At 63.6% G+C, this 17,656-nt stretch carries 16 protein-coding genes; 10 read left to right on the forward strand and 6 right to left on the reverse strand.

The features are described from left to right. Positions 1-53 precede the first annotated feature (53 nt). On the forward strand, positions 54-1,394 hold the full coding sequence (locus BM160_RS09325) for a D-amino acid dehydrogenase (RefSeq protein ID WP_092003963.1): 1,341 nt from the start codon (positions 54-56) through the stop codon (positions 1,392-1,394). Here the strand turns inward: BM160_RS09325 and BM160_RS09330 are convergent. Together BM160_RS09330 and BM160_RS09335 are read right to left on the reverse strand one after the other, a co-directional pair. Then, positions 1,355-2,647, reverse strand: a complete 1,293-nt coding sequence (locus BM160_RS09330) for an FIST signal transduction protein (RefSeq protein WP_092003966.1) — start codon at positions 2,645-2,647, stop codon at positions 1,355-1,357. The two genes, BM160_RS09325 and BM160_RS09330, sit on opposite strands and share 40 nt — an antisense overlap. Before the next feature lie 215 nt (positions 2,648-2,862). Then, positions 2,863-3,687: a PhaM family polyhydroxyalkanoate granule multifunctional regulatory protein gene (locus BM160_RS09335; protein WP_092003969.1), complete on the reverse strand. Its 825-nt coding sequence runs from the start codon at positions 3,685-3,687 to the stop codon at positions 2,863-2,865. A gap of 170 nt (positions 3,688-3,857) precedes the next feature. Here BM160_RS09335 and BM160_RS09340 point away from each other — a divergent pair, with 170 nt between their 5' ends. Together BM160_RS09340 and BM160_RS09345 are read left to right on the forward strand one after the other, a co-directional pair. Then, on the forward strand, positions 3,858-4,271 hold the full coding sequence (locus tag BM160_RS09340; RefSeq protein ID WP_092003973.1) for a VOC family protein: 414 nt from the start codon (positions 3,858-3,860) through the stop codon (positions 4,269-4,271). Positions 4,272-4,288: 17 nt separating this feature from the next. After that, positions 4,289-4,888: a MarC family protein gene (locus BM160_RS09345; RefSeq protein WP_092003975.1), complete on the forward strand. Its 600-nt coding sequence runs from the start codon at positions 4,289-4,291 to the stop codon at positions 4,886-4,888. Between the two features lie 25 nt (positions 4,889-4,913). Here BM160_RS09345 and BM160_RS09350 read toward each other — a convergent pair whose 3' ends face one another. After that, entirely contained in the window at positions 4,914-5,900 is a 987-nt protein-coding gene (locus BM160_RS09350; RefSeq protein WP_092003978.1) for a fumarylacetoacetate hydrolase family protein, read from the reverse strand. A gap of 164 nt (positions 5,901-6,064) precedes the next feature. On the opposite strand from BM160_RS09350, the gene BM160_RS09355 reads away from it, so the two are divergent. Further along, positions 6,065-7,168, forward strand: a complete 1,104-nt coding sequence (locus tag BM160_RS09355; protein ID WP_092003981.1) for a DUF3108 domain-containing protein — start codon at positions 6,065-6,067, stop codon at positions 7,166-7,168. Between the two features lie 92 nt (positions 7,169-7,260). Further along, a complete protein-coding gene (locus BM160_RS09360) occupies positions 7,261-7,542 on the forward strand; it encodes a BTH_I0359 family protein (RefSeq protein WP_092004168.1) in 282 nt (93 codons plus the stop codon). Between the two features lie 18 nt (positions 7,543-7,560). Here the strand turns inward: BM160_RS09360 and BM160_RS09365 are convergent, their stop codons facing one another. Beyond that, entirely contained in the window at positions 7,561-8,685 is a 1,125-nt protein-coding gene (locus tag BM160_RS09365) for an AbrB family transcriptional regulator (RefSeq protein ID WP_092004170.1), read from the reverse strand. Positions 8,686-8,771: 86 nt separating this feature from the next. Between BM160_RS09365 and BM160_RS09370 the strand changes: the two genes are divergently transcribed. Continuing rightward, positions 8,772-9,632, forward strand: coding sequence for a ChaN family lipoprotein (locus tag BM160_RS09370; RefSeq protein ID WP_369821763.1), 861 nt, complete (start codon positions 8,772-8,774; stop codon positions 9,630-9,632). A 12-nt stretch (positions 9,633-9,644) separates the two neighbouring features. Here the strand turns inward: BM160_RS09370 and BM160_RS09375 are convergent, their stop codons facing one another. Continuing rightward, complete coding sequence (locus BM160_RS09375) at positions 9,645-10,985, reverse strand: omega-aminotransferase AptA (protein ID WP_092003986.1); 1,341 nt, start codon at positions 10,983-10,985, stop codon at positions 9,645-9,647. A gap of 105 nt (positions 10,986-11,090) precedes the next feature. On the opposite strand from BM160_RS09375, the gene purU reads away from it, so the two are divergent. From purU to BM160_RS09390, 3 genes are all read left to right on the forward strand, one after another. Then, positions 11,091-11,939: a formyltetrahydrofolate deformylase gene (gene purU / locus BM160_RS09380; RefSeq protein ID WP_092003988.1), complete on the forward strand. Its 849-nt coding sequence runs from the start codon at positions 11,091-11,093 to the stop codon at positions 11,937-11,939. A 124-nt stretch (positions 11,940-12,063) separates the two neighbouring features. Continuing rightward, positions 12,064-12,948: a LysR substrate-binding domain-containing protein gene (locus tag BM160_RS09385; RefSeq protein WP_092003990.1), complete on the forward strand. Its 885-nt coding sequence runs from the start codon at positions 12,064-12,066 to the stop codon at positions 12,946-12,948. 153 nt (positions 12,949-13,101) lie between these two features. Next, a complete protein-coding gene (locus BM160_RS09390) occupies positions 13,102-14,604 on the forward strand; it encodes an FAD-linked oxidase C-terminal domain-containing protein (RefSeq protein ID WP_092003992.1) in 1,503 nt (500 codons plus the stop codon). A 60-nt stretch (positions 14,605-14,664) separates the two neighbouring features. Here BM160_RS09390 and BM160_RS09395 read toward each other — a convergent pair whose 3' ends face one another. Beyond that, on the reverse strand, positions 14,665-15,204 hold the full coding sequence (locus BM160_RS09395; RefSeq protein ID WP_092003995.1) for a bactofilin family protein: 540 nt from the start codon (positions 15,202-15,204) through the stop codon (positions 14,665-14,667). Positions 15,205-15,480: 276 nt separating this feature from the next. Here BM160_RS09395 and fusA point away from each other — a divergent pair, with 276 nt between their 5' ends. Next, positions 15,481-17,586: an elongation factor G gene (gene fusA, locus BM160_RS09400; protein WP_092003997.1), complete on the forward strand. Its 2,106-nt coding sequence runs from the start codon at positions 15,481-15,483 to the stop codon at positions 17,584-17,586. Positions 17,587-17,656 lie beyond the last annotated feature (70 nt).

Consider the following 17,656-nt stretch of genomic DNA (forward strand, 5'->3'; position numbering starts at 1 on the left):
AATAGCTGACTGCGCCCGTTCCGCTTGGACAATCTGTCTAAAAGGTTATCAAAATGCGCGTTATTGTTCTCGGCAGCGGCCTGCTCGGCGTCAGCTCGGCCTGGTATCTTTCACAGCTCGGCCACGAGGTCACCGTGATCGACCGGCAAACCTCGCCGGCAGCGGAAACCAGCCATGCCAACGGCGGGCAAATCTCGGTCAGCCACGCCGAACCCTGGGCCAACCCCAGCGCTCCGTTCAAGGTCCTCAAGTGGCTGGGCAAGGAAGATGCGCCGCTGCTGTTTCGCCTGCGGGCCGATACGCGCCAGTGGGCCTGGGGCCTGCAGTTCCTGCGCGAATGCACGCCCGCCCGCACCCGCCACAACATCCGTCAAATCGTGCAGCTGGGCACCTACAGCCGCGACATGCTGCAGCAGCTGCGCCAGGACACCGGCATCCAGTACGACCAGCGCACGCAAGGCATTTTGCACTTCTATACCTCGCAGCAAGAGTTCGAAGGCGCACTGGAGCCCTCACGCCAGATGCGCGAACTGGGCTGCGAGCGCCGTGTCATTTCGGCCGACGAGGCGGTGGCCATAGAGCCGGCGCTGGCCACCATTCGCGGCCAACTGGCAGGCGCCACCTACACCGCCGAGGACGAATCGGGGGACGCCCGCAAATTCACACTGGAACTGGCCAAGCTCTGCGAAGCGCGTGGCGTGCGCTTTCTGATGGGCCACCACATCACGCGCCTGGTCAAAACCGGCGACCAGATCAGCCAGATTGAGGCCACCGACCCGCAGGGCCGCTACCTGCAGCTGACGGCCGACAGCTACGTGCTGGCGGCGGGCAGCTTCAGCCCGGCACTGGCCGAGCCGCTGGGCCTGAAGCTGCCTATCTACCCGGCCAAGGGCTACTCGGTCACACTGCCGGTGATCGATTCTTCGCGCGCCTATGAGGTGTCACTGACCGACGACGAATTCAAACTGGTCTTTAGCCGCTACACCAGCCAGGGCGAAGACCGCTTGCGCATTGCCGGCACGGCCGAGCTCAACGGCTACGACCGCCAGCTCAACGAGGCCCGCTGCCAGGCCATTGTGCGGCGCGTGCAGAAACTCTTTCCCGGTGCGGCGGATGTGGACCGCGCGCAATTCTGGAGCGGCCTTCGCCCGGCCACCCCAAGCAATGTGCCGCTGATCGGCCAAAGCCGCATCAGCAACCTGTTTCTGAACACCGGCCACGGCACGCTGGGCTGGACGCATGCCTGCGGTTCGGGCAAGGCAGTGGCAGACATCGTGAGCGGCCGCGTGCCGGAACTGGACTTTGCCTTCCAGGGCGATCCGTCAAACCGGTCTGCGCAGGCGTTTGGCCGCCGTCAAGCGCGTGCAGTAAACACCGTCAAGACGCCGGTATAGCCATACAGCTGGTGGCCGGCAATTTCACCGCCGGCAAAAAACCCCACCAGCGGCACGTCGCCCAGGGCCCGCCGCACGATTTGCAGCTCGGCGCTGGGCGCACCGAAATGCGGCCCGCCCCGTCCTGAGCAGCTGACATAAATCGCGCCGGCAATGCGCCTGGCCAGATGCGGTGCCGACTCGGCTTCGGGCGCGTGCAGCGCACTGGCCAGTTCCAGCGAGAGTTCTTCCGGCTCCAGCTCCTCGCGAATTTCGGCGCAGACCCGGATCAGGTCGGCGCGTGCCGCCTCGGCGTTGCGTTCGCAAAACGCCAGCTTGCTGCCCACGCTGGGCAGCTCCGCAATGGCAATGCCCTTGCGCGCCGGATCCAGCCCGATCAGGTGGCGCACCACCACCTCGGCGCCAAACTGGCCGGCGTGCCTGATCTGCGCGTCCATCAGCCTGTCGGCCGATGGGCTCAGGCCGACCAGCGTCATGCGGACCTTGGCCAGCGCCTCGCGCGGCTGGTCCAGCGAAACCCCCAAGTCTTGCAGCAGCACATCCAGCGCGGGCTGGCCGTCCAGTCCGGTCACCACATTGGCTTCGCAGGCGGTGATCTCGTGATCGATCGAGACCGGGCGGCAGCCTTGCGTGACACGCGACATCAGCGCCATGCCGCCCGTTTCATCGCGGGCAAAGGCGACGCCGCTCAGGCCCCCGCTAAACACACCGCCGGCCGCCCCCTGGCCCTTGACATTGCCATGGCCGCTGAGCGCAAACTGCACCGTGCTGGAGCGGCTGGAGGCCAGGCCACCAAACACATAGCCGCTTTCGGTACGCTGGGCCATCTCGTCAATCAGCTCGGCCACATCGGGCGTCGCGGCATCGGCATGAATCAAGGCGGTATGCGCCGTGAACAGGCCACTGCGGGCCGGCGGCAGCGGCGACACGCCGGAGAACACCCGGTACTGGTCATGCGGCAATTCGCACAGCATCACGGCCAGCGCCGGCTCGTCAAAATACTCGACGTTGTTGGAGGCAATGCCCACGCCCACCGTGCCGCTCCAGTCGGTGATCTCAGGCAACTCGGCGCTCAGGTGATCGAGGATGTCTTGCGCATCGGCCGCGTAGTGGTCGGTGATGTAGAGCAGCGCCAGCGTGGGCGCGCTGGCGTAGTCCGGCAGGGCGAGGCAGGCGCGCAACTGCGCCAGCACCAGGGCGGCCGCCATCTGCCATTGCGGATGGGTGGCGTGGCCATAGGGAAAAAGTTTCATGGACTGCGATGAGGCATTGAGATCAAAAAATCCTGAAGTCCTGGCTAGCACTTCAGCACAGCGGGATCGAAACCCGATGAAAGCGATGGATTCGAGCCCAGGCCCAGGCGCCAACCGCAGGCATGGCGGTAGCCATGGCGAGGATTGGCAAGGACGGCATGGGTTCGAAGGCGCGCTTTCATGTTTCGATATTTCTGGGTTGGAGTACTAGGACTTCAGGGGCTGGTTTTTCGGGCCGCCTTGCGGGCGGGGCTTTTGGCTTTGGCGGCCGCCTTGGGCGCGGCCCGGGCAGTGGTTTTCCCCGCCGCCGAGCTCGGCCTGGCCTGGCTGCCGCGCAGCGCCGTATTCATGGCCGCACGGGCGCCACCGGCGGCCGTCTCCGCCATGCCCTTGGCCAGACCGGTGGCCATGTCGGTGGCGGTTTTCACGGCGTCCTTGGCCAGCCCGCTGGCCATGTTTTTAGTCGCGTTCATGGCCGTCTTCTTGGCGGCATCCTTCATCGCCTCCGTGGCAATGGTCTGGAACTGCTGGGTCAGCGCACCCCACCACTGCATCGGATCGACCATGTTGGTGGCTGCGGTCGCTGTCTTGTCGGCTTTGGGCTTGCTAGAAGGAGAAGGGGCTGGGTCGCTAGGGGTTTGCGGCTCGGAAAAAGTCTTGGCCTTATCGGCCGCGCGCTGCGCACCTTCGGCCACACTCTCGGCCACCTTGAACTTGAAGGCGTTGGCGACATCGCCCATGTTGAAGTTCATGCCCTTGAGGGTGGCCAGGGTCATCTTCTGCACCTCCAGGGCCTGGATGGTGGCCTTGAGCGCGCTGGCGTTCTGGTCGAGCCAGAACTGAACCGCCTTGAGCTCGTTGATGCGCTTGTCCAGTTCCTCCACATTGAGCGTGGGCGCCACCCAGTTCCCGAGGTTGGGCAGCTGCGGTATGTTTTGCGTCGCGCTGCCGGCCGCCTGCTTGGCCAGGTTTTGCAAAAAGTCAAAGCCGGGCACCAGCTTGCCAAAACCGGGGAAAGAAAAATGGTCTGCTTCACTCATGAAAAAGTCTCCTGGCGGGTTGTGCCCTATGGCAGCAGTTGTATGGGATTGCTAGGGTCACGAGAGGGCTATCGCCCCCGCATGCGCCTTCATTGTGCAACGGCGCAGGGGCACGTCAACCGATTTTTATCGTCAATCGCGGCGGCCAGCGGGCCTGCTAAGCTTGGCTGATGAAAAGCCTGTTTCACCTCGCCTTTAACGTTACAGACCTGGATCTGGCACGCCGCTTTTATGGCGATGTGCTGGGCTGCGCCGAGGGCCGCAGCACCGCCACCTGGGTCGACTTTGACTTCTTCAGCCACCAGATCTCCCTGCATCTGGGCACGCCCTTCAAGACCGAACGCACCGGCCATGTGGGCGACATTCTGGTGCCCATGCCGCATTTCGGACTGGTGCTGGCACTGCCCGACTGGCAGGCGCTGGCGCAGCGCCTGCAGGCAGCGCACACAGAATTTGTGCTGGCGCCGCAGGTGCGCTTTGAAGGCCAGCCCGGCGAGCAATGGACCATGTTTTTTTGCGACCCCTTCGGCAACCCGATAGAGATCAAGGGCTTTCGCTCACTGGACACGCTTTATGCGGCCTGAGCCGGCCGCTTGACGCCATGGCCTACACCTTTGCCTCCGCCACGGTGTTGCTGCTGCTGATCACGGATCCGCTGGGCAACATTCCTATCTTCGTCAATGCGCTCAAGGGCGTGGCCCCCGAGCGCCGCATGTGGGTCATTCTGCGCGAGGTGCTGATCGCCTTTTTGCTGCTGCTGGCCTTTATGTTTGTCGGCGACGGTTTTCTGCGCCTGATGAACCTGAGCGATCTGTCGCTGCAGATCGCCGGTGCGGTGGTCATGTTTCTTATCGCACTGCGCATGATTTTTCCGTCGAGTCAGCCCGATGGCACGCCGCCCCTGCAGGGCGAACCGCTGATCGTGCCGCTGGCGATTCCGGCGCTGGCCGGCCCCTCGGCCCTGGCCACGGTGATGCTGCTGGTATCGCAAGCGCCGGAGCGGCGCATGGAATGGGTGGCCGCGCTGAGCGTGACCATGGTGGTCTGCGCCGTGGTGCTGGTGCTGTCCGAGCGGATTCAGCGCATTGCCGGCGACCGTGTCATGATGGCCTTTGAACGCCTGATGGGACTGATCCTGGTGGCCATCTCGGTGGAAATGTTTTTGCGCGGCATACGGCTGTTCGTGACGCAGCTGCCCTGAAGCAAGGGCCGCCGCGCAAGGGCGGCTACTCCTCCGCTTCGACCACCTTTTGGTCGATGGCACCAAACACCGACTGGCCGTTCTTGCCCTTGACCTCTATGTGTATGGTGTCGCCAAAGGTCATGAAACGGGTTTTGGGCTTGCCGCTTTCAATGGTTTCAATCGCCCGCTTTTCGGCAATGCAGCTGTAGCCATGGCTCCAGTCCTTGTTGCTGACCGTGCCCGAGCCGACGATGCTGCCGGCGCGCACATTGCGGGTCTTGCAGATGTGGGCAATCAGCTGGCCGAAATGAAAAGTCATCTCTGGCCCGGCCTCGCACATGCCGACCTTGCGGCCGTTCCAGGTGCTTTGCACGGTCAGGTGCAGCCGGCCCTTGTCCCAGGCCTCGCCGACCTCGTCTAGCGTGACCGCCACCGGGCCGAAGGCCGTGGCCGGCTTGCTCTGGAAAAAGCCAAAGCCCTTGGCCAGCTCATCCGGGATCAGGTTGCGCAAGGACACATCGTTGACCAGCATCAACAGGCGTACGCCCTCCAGCGCCTGCGCCGGCGTGGCGCGCATGGGCACGTCGCCGGTGATGACGGCGATTTCCGCCTCGAAGTCGATGCCGAAATCCTCGCTGGCCGCCACGATCTCATCGCAGGGGCCGCAGAAGTCATCGCTGCCGCCCTGGTACATCAGCGGGTCGCCGTAAAAAGTCTTGGGCACCTCGGCATTGCGGGCCTTGCGCACCAGCTCCACATGGTTGAGGTAGGCCGAGCCATCGGCCCACTGGTAGGCGCGCGGCAGCGGCGCCATGCACTGGGCCGGCTCAAACGGGAAAGCATGGCGCGCCTTGCCCTGGTTTAGCGCGTCGTACAAATCCTGCAGCTGCGGCGCCATGAAATTCCAATCGTCCAGCACCTGCTGCAGCTTGCCGGCAATGCCGGTCGCATAGTGGGCAGTCGCCAGGTCGCGCGACACGACGACGAGCTGGCCGTCGCGTGAACCATCTTTGTAAGTGGCAAGTTTCATCAGTATCCCGAATAAGTGGCAAGGCGGACGGCCGAACAGCCGCGCTCCGAAAAGGTAAGCCCGATTGTGCCGCGAGGCGTGCTGCAGGTGAAAGCACCAAGCCCAGGCGTTACGATCAGGGCAGCCATTTACCGCCAGCCCCTTTGAAGGTTCCGCCCCAGCTCATGACAGCCGCTTCAGGCGCCCCCGCCCCACTGCTCAGCGAGCGGCCAGCCTTGCCCTGGCGCAAGCTGGCCGCCCTGGCCGTGCTGGTGTTGCTGGTCCACCTACTGCTGTTGCAGACCGCCAGCGAACACTGGGGGCCGGAAGCTAGCCCGGTGTCGCCGCGCGCCCCGGCCCTGCTGACGCGGCGCATTGAGCCGGTGGCAGTGCCACCAGTCGCAGCCCAGGCGCCAGTGGCCCCTGTCAAAAAACCAGTTTTCAAGAAAAAAGTGGCCATAGCGCAAGCACAGTCAGCGCCACCAGCTACTAATTCAATAGCAGAACCAGCACCCGAGCCGGCCGTCACCGACGCCGCCACGGGCACGGCTGAGGTGGACGGTGAGCCGCAGCCGCCCACGGCAATACCGACGCCCGCCATGGAAGAAAACCCCGCGCCGCCCGCGCCCCAGGAGAAGCCCGTCACGGCCATGGCCCTGCCCGGCAGCGCCCTGCTGGCCTACACGATGACGGGCAGCGCCAAGGGGCTGAACTACCACGCCAAGGCCGAGCTGGACTGGCAAAACCAGGGCGCCAGCTATGCGGCCCGCATGGGTGTCAGCGCGCTGTTTCTGGGTTCGCGCAGCATGGCGAGCAGTGGCCAGATAGGCGCCGACGGCCTGGCGCCGATGCGCTTTTCCGACAAATCAAGAAGCGAGGTGGCAGCGCATTTTGACGCCGACAAGGGCCAGATCAGCTTCAGCGCCAACACGCCCAATGTGCCCTGGGTCAAGGGTGTGCAAGACCGCGTCAGCGTGCTGCTGCAGCTGGGCGGCATGCTGGCGGGCAATCCGGCCGGTTTTCCGGTGGGGACAAACATCACCGTCTACACCGTGGGGCCGCGGGATGCCGACAGCTGGACCTTTCTGGTGGAAGGCGAAGAAAGTCTTAAGCTGCCCTATGGCGAACTGAACACGCTCAAGCTGGCGCGCCAGCCGCGGCGCGAGTTCGACCAGAAAGTCGAAGTCTGGTATGCGCCCGCCCTGGGCTACCTGCCGGTGCGCAGCAAGATCACCCAGGCCAACGGCGACTTCATAGACCAGCAGCTCAGCGACGTGAACAAACCCTGAGCCGGCCCAAACAAGGGCTAATTTCAGCGGGCGCGGCCCCTGGCTCTTGAACTTAACGCCATCGTTGTTATCTGATGGCAAAGGACTTCACCATGCACATGCTTTACGACTCGGAATCTTTTGCCGTGCTGCAGATTCATGCCAACGCACCCGAAGAATCTGCGCCCGCTCCAGCCATTCCCCAACTGGCCCGCCACGGCTTTGAAATTGTCGACAAACGCTCAGGTAAAGAGGTTTACCTAGACGGCTCATGGGCGGAAATGTTCCAGCTGCGCCTGAGCGCCTGGGAGAAAAACACCCCAACACAGGAAGAAATCGAAGACACGCTGGAAGGCTATAGCGGCCTGGCCACCACCCCCATCGGCCTGCACTAAGGCCTGCTCACCACCCCATCACTCTGCCGCCGGACTGCTCTGCAGGCCAAGGCGGCGCTGGTAAAGCCAGCGAAACAGGGGCTCGACCAGCAGCAGCACCGCCGCCAGCCGCGTCACATGAAATGCCGTCACCACCGGCACCCCTAGCTGCAGCACCTTTGCCGTGATCGACATCTCGGTGATACCGCCAGGCGAGGTGCCCAGCAACAGCGTGGCCCAATGCAGCTGGGTGAACTGCGCCAGCAGCCAGGCAAAGCCGGCGCACAAGCCAATCATGCCCACCGTGGCCAGGGCCACAGAGCCCAGCCAGCGCGGCGCCATGTGCACAAAGCCAGGGGTAAAGCGCACGCCCAGGCTGATGCCAATGAGCAGCTGAGCCACATTGCTCATGGCCTGCGGAATCGCCGACAAGGTCACGCCGCAAGCCGTCAGCAGCAGCGACACGGTTAACGCGCCTATGAACCACGGATTGGTGCGCTCCAGCTTGAGCATGACCCAGCAGCCTATGCCGGTCAGCACGGCCAGCAGGGCCAGCCCCGGCAGTTGCACCACGCGCGCGCCGGGCAGGCTGTCGTCCAGGCCATGCAGCCCCGCCCACTGAAAGCCAAAGGGAACGATCAAGGTCACCAGCAGCACCCGCAGGCTGTGCGCCGAAGCCACCAGGTCGGTCTGCGCGCCGTGGCGCTCGCCCATCATGGTCATTTCCGAAGCCGCGCCCACGGGCGCCGCAAAATAAGTGGTGACGCGCGACAGACCGGCAATATGCAGCGGCCCGGCGCCATGATGAATCCGGTAAAGCCAGGCCCCCAGCGCCAAGCCCAGTACCAGCGCCCAGACAATGTTCAAGGCAATGGCCCACCACAAGCCGGCCACCAGCGCCACCACCTGGGGTGTGAAATAAAGCCCCAGCGCGCAGCCTATTACCCACTGGCCAACATTGCGCAGCGGTGTCCAGCTGGCCGTGGGGCCGCCCAGCATGGACAGCACCGAGCTTGCCAGCAGCGGTCCTATCATCCAGGGCAAGGGCGTTTTCAGTCTGACACACAGGGCCGCTGCGGCCCAGGCGAGCAGCAAGGTCAGAACGACACGAACGGGCGAGGACTGTAAAAGGCGGGCGAGTTGGTTGGCAGGTCTAAAGGACATGGGCAGGGGCGCAAGGTGGTGCACAGGCAGTGGCCTGAAAAAATAGGCCGGGCCGAAAGCCTTAGTATCCACCGATGCCTCTTTGCTTGCCGACACGCTCTTTCACATTTCTTCTCTGCGCCGCCTCACTGCTGCTGGCGGGCGGCTGCGCCGGCCGTCCCGCAGCGCCTATTGCGCAACAACCCGGCGACAGCCAGCTCAGCCAGGCTGCCATCGCCGCCCGACTGCAGACCCTGCTGCCGGCCGATGCCCTGCTGCTGGGCGAACAGCACGATGCCGCCGAGCACCAGCACATTGAGCAGCAGGTGGTCGCCCATCTGGCCGCCCAGGGCTGGCTGGCCGCGGTAACGCTGGAGATGGCCGACACCGGGGTGAGCACGGCCGCGCTCCAAGCCGACGCCAGCCAAGAGCAGGTCCGCCAGGCGCTGAAATGGAATGACAAGGGCTGGCCCTGGGCCGCCTACGGCCCCGCCGTCATGAGCGCCGTGCGCGCCGGGGTGCCGGTAGTGGGCGCCAACTTGCCGCGCGCGCAAATGCCGGCCAGCATGACCGACAGCAAGCTGGACCAGCGCTTGCCGGGCCCGGCCCTGAAGGCGCAGCAGCAGGGGATTCGCATTGGCCATTGCCAGTTGTTGCCGGAAAGCCAGATCACGCCCATGGCACGCATACAGATTGCCAAGGACATCAGCATGGCCGCCGCCATCCAGCAGGCCGCCCGGCCTGGCAAGGTGGTGCTCTTGCTGGCCGGTAACGGCCATGTGGATCGCCAGTTGGGCGTGCCGCAACACCTGCCGGTAGACCTCAAGGCCAAGGCCGTCAGTCTGCGCGCCGGTGATGGCAGCGATGGAGGCAAGCAGGCCGACGCTTTTGACAGCGTCTGGCCCACGCCCGCACTGCCGCCTACCGACTACTGCGCGGGGCTGAAGCAGCAACTCGCGCCCAAATAGCCTGAGCTTGGCTCAGGCGTGTTTGCGAATCGCGTCGGCCAGCACATTGACGATGCGGTCAATGTGCTCCTTCTCCACGATATAGGGCGGGCAGATCACGATGTTTTCGCCCGCCGGCCGCACCATCACGCCGTGGTGGAAGCAGTCCATGAAGATGTCGTAGGCGCGCTTGCCCGGCGCACCGGCCACCGAGGCCAGCTCGACGGCACCGGCCAGGCCCAGCGCTCGAACTCCTATCACATTGGGCAGGCCCTTCAAGCCGCTGTGCATGGCATCGCCCAGCTGCTTGCCCATCTGGCCGGCGCGCTCAAACAGTTTTTCTTCCTTGAAGAGATTGAGCGTGGCAATGGCCGCCGCACAAGCCACCGGATGGCCAGAGTAGGTGTAGCCATGAAAAAACTCGATGGCGTAATCGGGACTGTTGGCGTTGGCATTCATCATGGCGTCGTAAATGCGCTCCGAGCAGATCACGCCGCCCAGCGGAATCACGCCATTGGTCACGCACTTGGCGAAATTAAGCATGTCCGGCACGACACCGTAGTAGTCGGCGCCAAAGCCAGTGCCCAGGCGGCCAAAGCCGGTGATCACCTCGTCAAAAATCAGCAAGATGCCGTGCTTGTCGCAGATCTCGCGCAGGCGCTTCAGATAGCCCTTGGGCGGTAAATACCAGCCGGCGCTGCCGGCCACCGGCTCAACAATGATGGCGGCCACGTTGCTGGGGTCATGCAGCGGCAGGATGCGGTTTTCCAGCTCCAGCAGCAAATCTTCGCTCCACTCGGGCTCCACGCCGTTGATGTAGGCATGTTTCACCGGGTCGTGGATGAAACGCATGTGGTCTACCCGCGGCAGCAGCGCCGCGCCATAGACCTTGCGGTTGGCCGGAATGCCGCCCACGCTCATGCCCCCAAAACCCACGCCGTGGTAACCCTTCTCGCGGCCAATGAAGACGTTGCGGTGGCCCTCGCCACGGGCGCGATGGTAGGCCAGCGCCACTTTCAGCGAGGTATCTGCCGCCTCTGAGCCGGAGTTGCAAAACAGCACCTTGTTCAGGTCGCCCGGCGCCATCGCGGCAATCATTTCGGCGGCCTTGAAGGCCTGGTCGTTGCTGGCCTGGAAGGCCGTCGAATAATCCAGCGTATCGAGCTGCTTCTTGATGGCTTCGTTGATGGGCTTGCGGTTGTGGCCGGCCGCCACGCACCAGAGGCTGGAAATGCCGTCAATCACCTGCCGACCGTCATGCGTCGTGAAATGCATGCCGTCGGCGGCCACAAATACGCGCGGATCCTTCTGGAAGCTGCGGTTGGGCGTGAAGGGCAGCCATTGGTGCTCCATATTGAAGGTCTGATAAGCCATACGGTCTCCTGTTTGTGCTAGGGTGATGCAGTCGAACAAAGCCAGAATCAGCATTCTGGCATCCCCGCCACGCGGGCCGGTGCCACCTGCGACAATTCACCCCCTATGAATCACGCTTATATCCTGACCCTGTCCTGCCCGGACCGCAGGGGCATTGTTCATGCCGTGTCCGGCTTTCTGTTCGACAACGGCGGCAATATCGAAGAAGCCGCGCAGTACAACGACCACGACACCGGCCTGTTTTTCATGCGCGTGCAGTTCGCCTGCAGCCAGCTCACGCACCAGGAACTGTCCAGCCAGCTGAAAAGCTTTGCCGAGCCCTTCCAGATGAACTGGCAGCTGCACGACAACGCCCAGCCCATGCGCACCGTCATCATGGTCAGCAAGGAAGGCCATTGCCTGAACGACCTGCTGTTTCGCTGCAAATCCGGCCTGCTGCCGCTGGACGTGCGCGCCATCATCTCCAACCACCGCGAGTTCTACCAGCTGGCCGCCAGCTACGACATCCCCTTTCATCACCTGCCTATGACCGCCGCGACCAAGTCCCAGGTCGAGGCCAGGCAGCTGGAGATCATTGACGCCGAAGGTGCCGAGCTGGTCGTTCTGGCACGCTATATGCAAATCCTGTCCAACGATTTGTGCAAAAAACTGGCCGGCCGCGCCATCAACATCCACCACTCGTTCTTGCCCAGCTTCAAGGGTGCCAAGCCCTATTACCAGGCCCATGACCGCGGCGTAAAGCTGATAGGCGCGACCGCCCACTATGTGACCGCCGACCTGGACGAAGGCCCCATCATCGAGCAGGACGTGGCGCGCGCCGACCACAGCAAGACCGTGGAAGCCCTGACCGCCATGGGCCGCGACACCGAAAGCCAGGTGCTGGCCAGAGCCGTGTTGTGGCACAGCGAACACCGCGTGCTTTTGAACGGCCACAAAACGGTGATATTTAAATGAGCCCCCACGGTCGCGTAGCTCCCTGCCCCCCTGGGGGGCCGCTGTGCCTGCGGGCCGGCAAAGCCGGACCCGCGGCCCCGGCTGGCAAAAAGGTGTTTTCCCTCGTCGCTCGCGGCGAATAAACATGGCTGCTGCTGCGCGGATTCCGCCGATCCAGTGCCTGCTGACCTTTGAAGCCCTGGCGCGCCTGCGCAGCGTCACGCAGGCGGCGGAAGAGTTGCATGTCACGCCCAGCGCGGTCAGCCACCGGGTCAAGCAGCTGGAGCAAATCATAGGCACCAAGCTGTTTGGCCGGGCCGATTTTTCATTGACCACCGAAGGCAGCGAGTACCTGGCCCATGTGCGCGAAGGCCTGGCCACGCTGCAGAAATTCCCCGGTGCCGCCGGCCAGAGCGGCACGCCGGGCAAGCGCAAACTGCGCCTGGCCGTCACGCCGACCTTTGCGCGCTCGATGCTGATTCCGCGGCTGCGCCAGTTCACCGACGCCTATCCCGAGATAGACCTGACCTTGCAGGTATCGATTCCGCTGCTGGACGTGGTGGCCGAGGACGCCGACCTGGTGATTCGTTTTGGCAGCGGGCGCTACGCCGACGTCGAGCATGTCTGCCTGATGAAAGACGAGGTCACGCCGCTGGCCTCGCCGGCTTTTGTGCGCGAACATGGGCCGTTTGACAGCGCCGAGGACCTGGCCGGAATCAGCCTGCTGCGCTCGCCGCTGGATCCCTGGCGCACCTGGTTTGCCGCGCACGAGCAGGACTGGCCCGAGCCGGTGGACGGCTCGCAATTCAACGACATCGGCCTGATGTGCGATGCGGCCGCCGCTGGCATGGGCGTGGCGCTGGTCCGCCTCAAGCTGGGCGCGCCCTGGCTGGAACACGGCTCGCTGGTGCGCCTGTACCAACGCCATGTGCCCAGCCCGCACGCCCACTACCTGTGCTGGCGCACCGGCATGATGGACCGCTGGGAATGCGCCGCCTTTGCCGACTGGCTGAAAAAATCGGTCGCCTGAAGCCTTCGCCCTGAGATCTTCAAGCCTTTTAGGCCTCCAGCCCTTATCTGACGAGCGCAAGCAGCTACATATTTAATAGCATCTCGTTTTTCACAAGCGGCCTTCATTTTCTTCACGCCGGCCGCCTGCGCTTTGCCTTAAAGTGTTCGCTCCATGAACGCAACTTTAGACACCCCACCAGCACAAAAGCTGGACCGCGCCGAGCGCCAGACCCGCGTCGTTGGCGCGCTGCAAGCCGTGCTGCCGGCGCACGCCCTGCTCTGGAACAGCGAAGACACCACGCCCTATGAGTGCGACGGCCTGACCGCCTACCGCCAGCGCCCGCTGGTGGTGGCCCTGCCCGAAACTTACGCCCAGGTGCAGGCGGTGCTCAGGACCTGCCATGCGCTGGACGTGCCGGTGGTGGCGCGCGGCGCCGGCACCGGCCTCAGTGGCGGCGCCATGCCGCACGCGCTGGGCGTCACGCTGTCATTGGCCAAGTTCAACAAGATATTGAAACTAGACGCGGCCAGCCGCACGGCCGTGGTGCAGGGCGGCGTGCGCAACCTGGCCATCAGCGAAGCCGCCGCGCCGCTGGGCCTTTATTACGCGCCCGACCCGTCCAGCCAGATTGCCTGCACCATAGGCGGCAACGTGGCCGAAAATTCCGGCGGCGTGCACTGCCTGAAATACGGGCTCACCGTGCACAACGTGCTCAAGGTGAAGGGCTTCACGATTGAAGGCGAGGAAGTGGAATTCGGCAGCGAGGCGCTGGACAGCGCCGGCTACGACTTGCTGAGCATCATCATAGGCAGCGAAGGCATGCTGGCCGTGACCACCGAGGTCACCGTCAAGCTGATCCCCAAGCCGCAACTGGCGCGCTGCATCATGGCCAGCTTTGACGACCTGCGCAAGGCCGGCGACGCGGTGGCGGCGGTGATCGCCGCCGGCATCATTCCGGCCGGACTGGAAATGATGGACAAGCCCATGACGGCGGCGGTGGAAGACTTTGTGCACGCCGGCTACGACCTCACGGCCGAGGCGATCTTGCTGTGCGAGAGCGACGGCACGCCGGAAGAAGTCGAAGAAGAAATCGGCCGCATGAGCGCCGTGCTGCAGCAGTATGGCGCCACCGCCATTGCCGTGAGCCAGAACGAGGCCGAGCGGCTGCGTTTTTGGAGCGGACGAAAAAATGCCTTTCCGGCATCGGGCCGCATCAGCCCCGACTACATGTGCATGGACTCCACCATTCCGCGCAAGCGCCTGGCCGACATCTTGCTGGCGATTGCCGAGATGGAAAAAAAATACCAGTTGCGCTGCGCCAATGTGTTTCACGCTGGCGACGGCAATCTGCATCCGCTGATTTTGTTTGACGCCAATGACGCCGACCAGTTGCGCCGCTGCGAGCTGTTTGGCGCCGACATCCTGGAAACCAGCGTCGCCATGGGCGGCACGGTGACCGGCGAACACGGCGTGGGCGTGGAAAAACTCAACTCCATGTGCGTGCAGTTTTCGGCCGCAGAAAACGAGCAGATGTTTGGCGTGAAGCGCGCCTTTGATGCCAAGGGTTTGCTCAATCCGGGCAAGGTGATTCCGACCTTGAACCGCTGCGCCGAGTACGGAAAAATGCTGGTGCGCGGCGGGCAAATCGCCCACCCCGACTTGCCGCGTTTTTAAAACACGCTGCGAGCGAAGCCAGCGCCAGCCGCTGGCAGCGCTGGCGCATTTCTCTCAGGTTTATCCGGCCACGGCCTGCAGGCCCGAAGTGCCCTGGCTGGCTGGCTTGGCACCGAACAGGATTTCCCCGGAAAGTTGGCCGCCTTCTTCGACCACCAGCTTGCCGTAGCGAATCGTGCCGGTGACTTTGCCGGTGGAGTAAATCACCAGCTTTTGGCGCACGGTGAGATCGCCGCTGAATTCGCCACGAATTTCGGCCACATCAATTTCGGCCGAACCCTTGAAAGCGCCCTGCTCTGAAATCTGCATGACACGCGAGTCCATGGTGGCTTCAACCAGGCCTTCCACCACCAAGGTGTCGCAATCGGTGATCTCGACGCCCTTGAGTTTGATATTGGGGCCCACGGTCAGCTTGCTGCCGCCTTCCTTGGGTGCGCTGACCACGTCACTTGCCGGCTTGGCCACGCTTTGCGGGCTGACAGCGTTGGACGCTGAGGACAGCGTACTGGACGTGTTTGCATTGCCATAGCCAGGTACTGTCCCAGGACGTACGCTGGTCGGTGTTTCGTTATCTCGCTTGCCAAAAAACGGGGTTGCCATGTAACTTCCTTAAAAAACGCGATGGTATGTCGGGAGAAAACAAAAAGATCCAGCGCGATGCAAGAGAGGTAACGAAATTAATTCTTACACTCCACCCCTTGCGGCGACATCTGTCAGCAGCCCCTTGCAATACAGACCACAGCAGCACGCCTCAAGCGCCATCACTGCGACCCTGGTTGCGGCTCACGCAACAAAACAAGGCAAGCAAAAGCTGACACTTTGACGCACACTAAGCGGGCTGACCAACGCCTCTGTGATGCCAAGAAGGAGATCGCCATGTCCCGCCACACGCCCATTGAGCGCTACCGCAATATCGGCATCAGTGCCCATATCGATGCCGGCAAGACCACCACCACCGAGCGCGTGCTGTTTTACACCGGGGTGAACTACAAGCTGGGCGAGGTTCACGAAGGCACGGCCACCATGGACTGGATGGAGCAGGAACAGGAACGCGGCATCACCATCACCTCGGCCGCCACCACCTGCTTTTGGAAAGGCATGGCCGGCAACTACCCCGAGCACCGCATCAACATCATCGATACGCCCGGCCACGTCGACTTCACCATCGAAGTGGAGCGCTCTATGCGCGTGCTCGACGGCGCGGTGATGGTTTACGACGCGGTCGGCGGCGTGCAGCCGCAGTCCGAAACCGTCTGGCGCCAGGCCAACAAATACAAGGTGCCGCGCATCGCCTTCGTCAACAAGATGGACCGCGTCGGCGCCGATTTTTTTCGCGTGCAGCGCCAGATTGCCGAGCGCCTCAAGGGCGTGGCCGTGCCGGTGCAGATTCCGGTCGGCGCCGAGGAGCATTTCCACGGCGTGGTTGACCTGGTGAAGATGAAGGCCATCGTCTGGGACGACACCAGCCAGGGCCTGCATTTCGAATACATGGAGGTGCCCGCCGAGCTGCTGCAAAGCGCCCAGGAATGGCGCGCCAAAATGGTCGAAGCGGCGGCCGAAGCCAACGACGAGCTGCTGAACAAATACCTGGCCGGCGAAGCGCTCAGCGAAGAGGAGATCAAGCGCGGCCTGCGCCAGCGCACCGTGGCCAACGAAATCGTGCCCATGTTGTGCGGCAGCGCCTTCAAGAACAAGGGCGTGCAGGCCATGCTGGACGCGGTGATCGACTATCTGCCTTCGCCCATGGATGTGCCGGCCATACTGGGCCACACCGAGGACGACCGCGAGGCCGAACGCCATCCGGCCGACGAGGAGCCCTTCGCGGCGCTGGCCTTCAAAATCATGACCGACCCCTATGTCGGGCAACTGGTTTTTTTCCGCGTCTACTCGGGCGTGGTCAAGGCCGGCGACACGGTCTACAGCCCCACCAAGGGCAGGCGCGAACGCCTGGGCCGCATCCTGCAGATGCACGCCAATGTGCGCAACGAGGTGCCCGAGGTGCGCGCCGGCGACATCGCGGCAGCGGTAGGCCTGAAGGATGTGACCACCGGCGACACGCTGTGCGACCCGGCCAAGATCATCATCCTGGAAAAAATGCGCTTTCCCGAGCCGGTGATCTCGCAAGCGGTCGAGCCCAAGACCCAGGCCGACCAGGAAAAAATGGCCGTGGCGCTCAATCGCCTGGCGCAGGAAGACCCCTCGTTTCACGTGCACACCGACGAAGAATCGGGCCAGACCATCATCTCCGGCATGGGCGAGCTGCACCTGGAAATCCTGGTCGACCGCATGAAGCGCGAATTCGGCGTGCAGGCCAATGTCGGCAAGCCGCAGGTGGCCTACCGCGAAACCATACGCCAGGCGGTGAACGACGTCGAAGGCAAGTTCATCAAGCAATCGGGCGGACGCGGCCAGTACGGCCACGCCGTGCTGAATCTGGAGCCGCAGGACGCCGGCAAGGGCTATGAGTTTGTCGACGCCATCAAGGGCGGCGTGATCCCGCGCGAATTCATTCCCGCCGTCAACAAAGGCATTGTTGAAAGCCTCAAGGCCGGCGTGCTGGCCGGCTATCCGGTGGTCGACATCAAGGCCACGCTGGTGTTCGGCTCCTACCACGACGTCGACTCCAATGAAAACGCCTTCCGCATGGCCGGCGCCCTGGCCTTCAAGGAGGGCCTGCGCCGCGCCAAACCGGTGCTGCTGGAGCCGCTGATGGCGGTCGAGGTGGAAACGCCCGAAGACTTCACCGGCCATGTGATGGGCGACCTGTCCTCGCGCCGCGGCATGGTGCAGGGCATGGAAGACATCGCCGGCGGCGGCGGCAAGCTGGTGCGCGCCGAGGTGCCGCTGTCCGAGATGTTCGGCTACTCCACCACCTTGCGCTCGCTCACACAAGGCCGCGCCACCTACACCATGGAGTTCAAGCGCTACGCCGAAACGCCGCCCGACGTGTCGGCCGCCATCACGCGCGGCAAGGCCCACTAGCGCGGAAGGTTGGAATGCACCAGATACGGTATCTTCCCGCGGCCGCGTGTTGACGGCCACCCGGCAACGG

This window comes from Polaromonas sp. OV174 (assembly GCF_900112285.1).
Classification (GTDB): Bacteria; Pseudomonadota; Gammaproteobacteria; order Burkholderiales; family Burkholderiaceae_C; genus Polaromonas.

Bases quoted from the DNA above. Each gene is read 5' to 3' on its own strand.
- BM160_RS09325 (WP_092003963.1), top strand. From the start codon at position 54: ATGCGCGTTATTGTTCTCGGCAGCGGCCTGCTCGGCGTCAGCTCGGCC.
- BM160_RS09330 (WP_092003966.1), bottom strand. From the start codon at position 2,647: ATGAAACTTTTTCCCTATGGCCACGCCACCCATCCGCAATGGCAGATG.
- BM160_RS09335 (WP_092003969.1), bottom strand. From the start codon at position 3,687: ATGAGTGAAGCAGACCATTTTTCTTTCCCCGGTTTTGGCAAGCTGGTG.
- BM160_RS09340 (WP_092003973.1), top strand. From the start codon at position 3,858: ATGAAAAGCCTGTTTCACCTCGCCTTTAACGTTACAGACCTGGATCTG.
- BM160_RS09345 (WP_092003975.1), top strand. From the start codon at position 4,289: ATGGCCTACACCTTTGCCTCCGCCACGGTGTTGCTGCTGCTGATCACG.
- BM160_RS09350 (WP_092003978.1), bottom strand. From the start codon at position 5,900: ATGAAACTTGCCACTTACAAAGATGGTTCACGCGACGGCCAGCTCGTC.
- BM160_RS09355 (WP_092003981.1), top strand. From the start codon at position 6,065: ATGACAGCCGCTTCAGGCGCCCCCGCCCCACTGCTCAGCGAGCGGCCA.
- BM160_RS09360 (WP_092004168.1), top strand. From the start codon at position 7,261: ATGCACATGCTTTACGACTCGGAATCTTTTGCCGTGCTGCAGATTCAT.
- BM160_RS09365 (WP_092004170.1), bottom strand. From the start codon at position 8,685: ATGTCCTTTAGACCTGCCAACCAACTCGCCCGCCTTTTACAGTCCTCG.
- BM160_RS09375 (WP_092003986.1), bottom strand. From the start codon at position 10,985: ATGGCTTATCAGACCTTCAATATGGAGCACCAATGGCTGCCCTTCACG.
- purU (WP_092003988.1), top strand. From the start codon at position 11,091: ATGAATCACGCTTATATCCTGACCCTGTCCTGCCCGGACCGCAGGGGC.
- BM160_RS09385 (WP_092003990.1), top strand. From the start codon at position 12,064: ATGGCTGCTGCTGCGCGGATTCCGCCGATCCAGTGCCTGCTGACCTTT.
- BM160_RS09390 (WP_092003992.1), top strand. From the start codon at position 13,102: ATGAACGCAACTTTAGACACCCCACCAGCACAAAAGCTGGACCGCGCC.
- BM160_RS09395 (WP_092003995.1), bottom strand. From the start codon at position 15,204: ATGGCAACCCCGTTTTTTGGCAAGCGAGATAACGAAACACCGACCAGC.
- fusA (WP_092003997.1), top strand. From the start codon at position 15,481: ATGTCCCGCCACACGCCCATTGAGCGCTACCGCAATATCGGCATCAGT.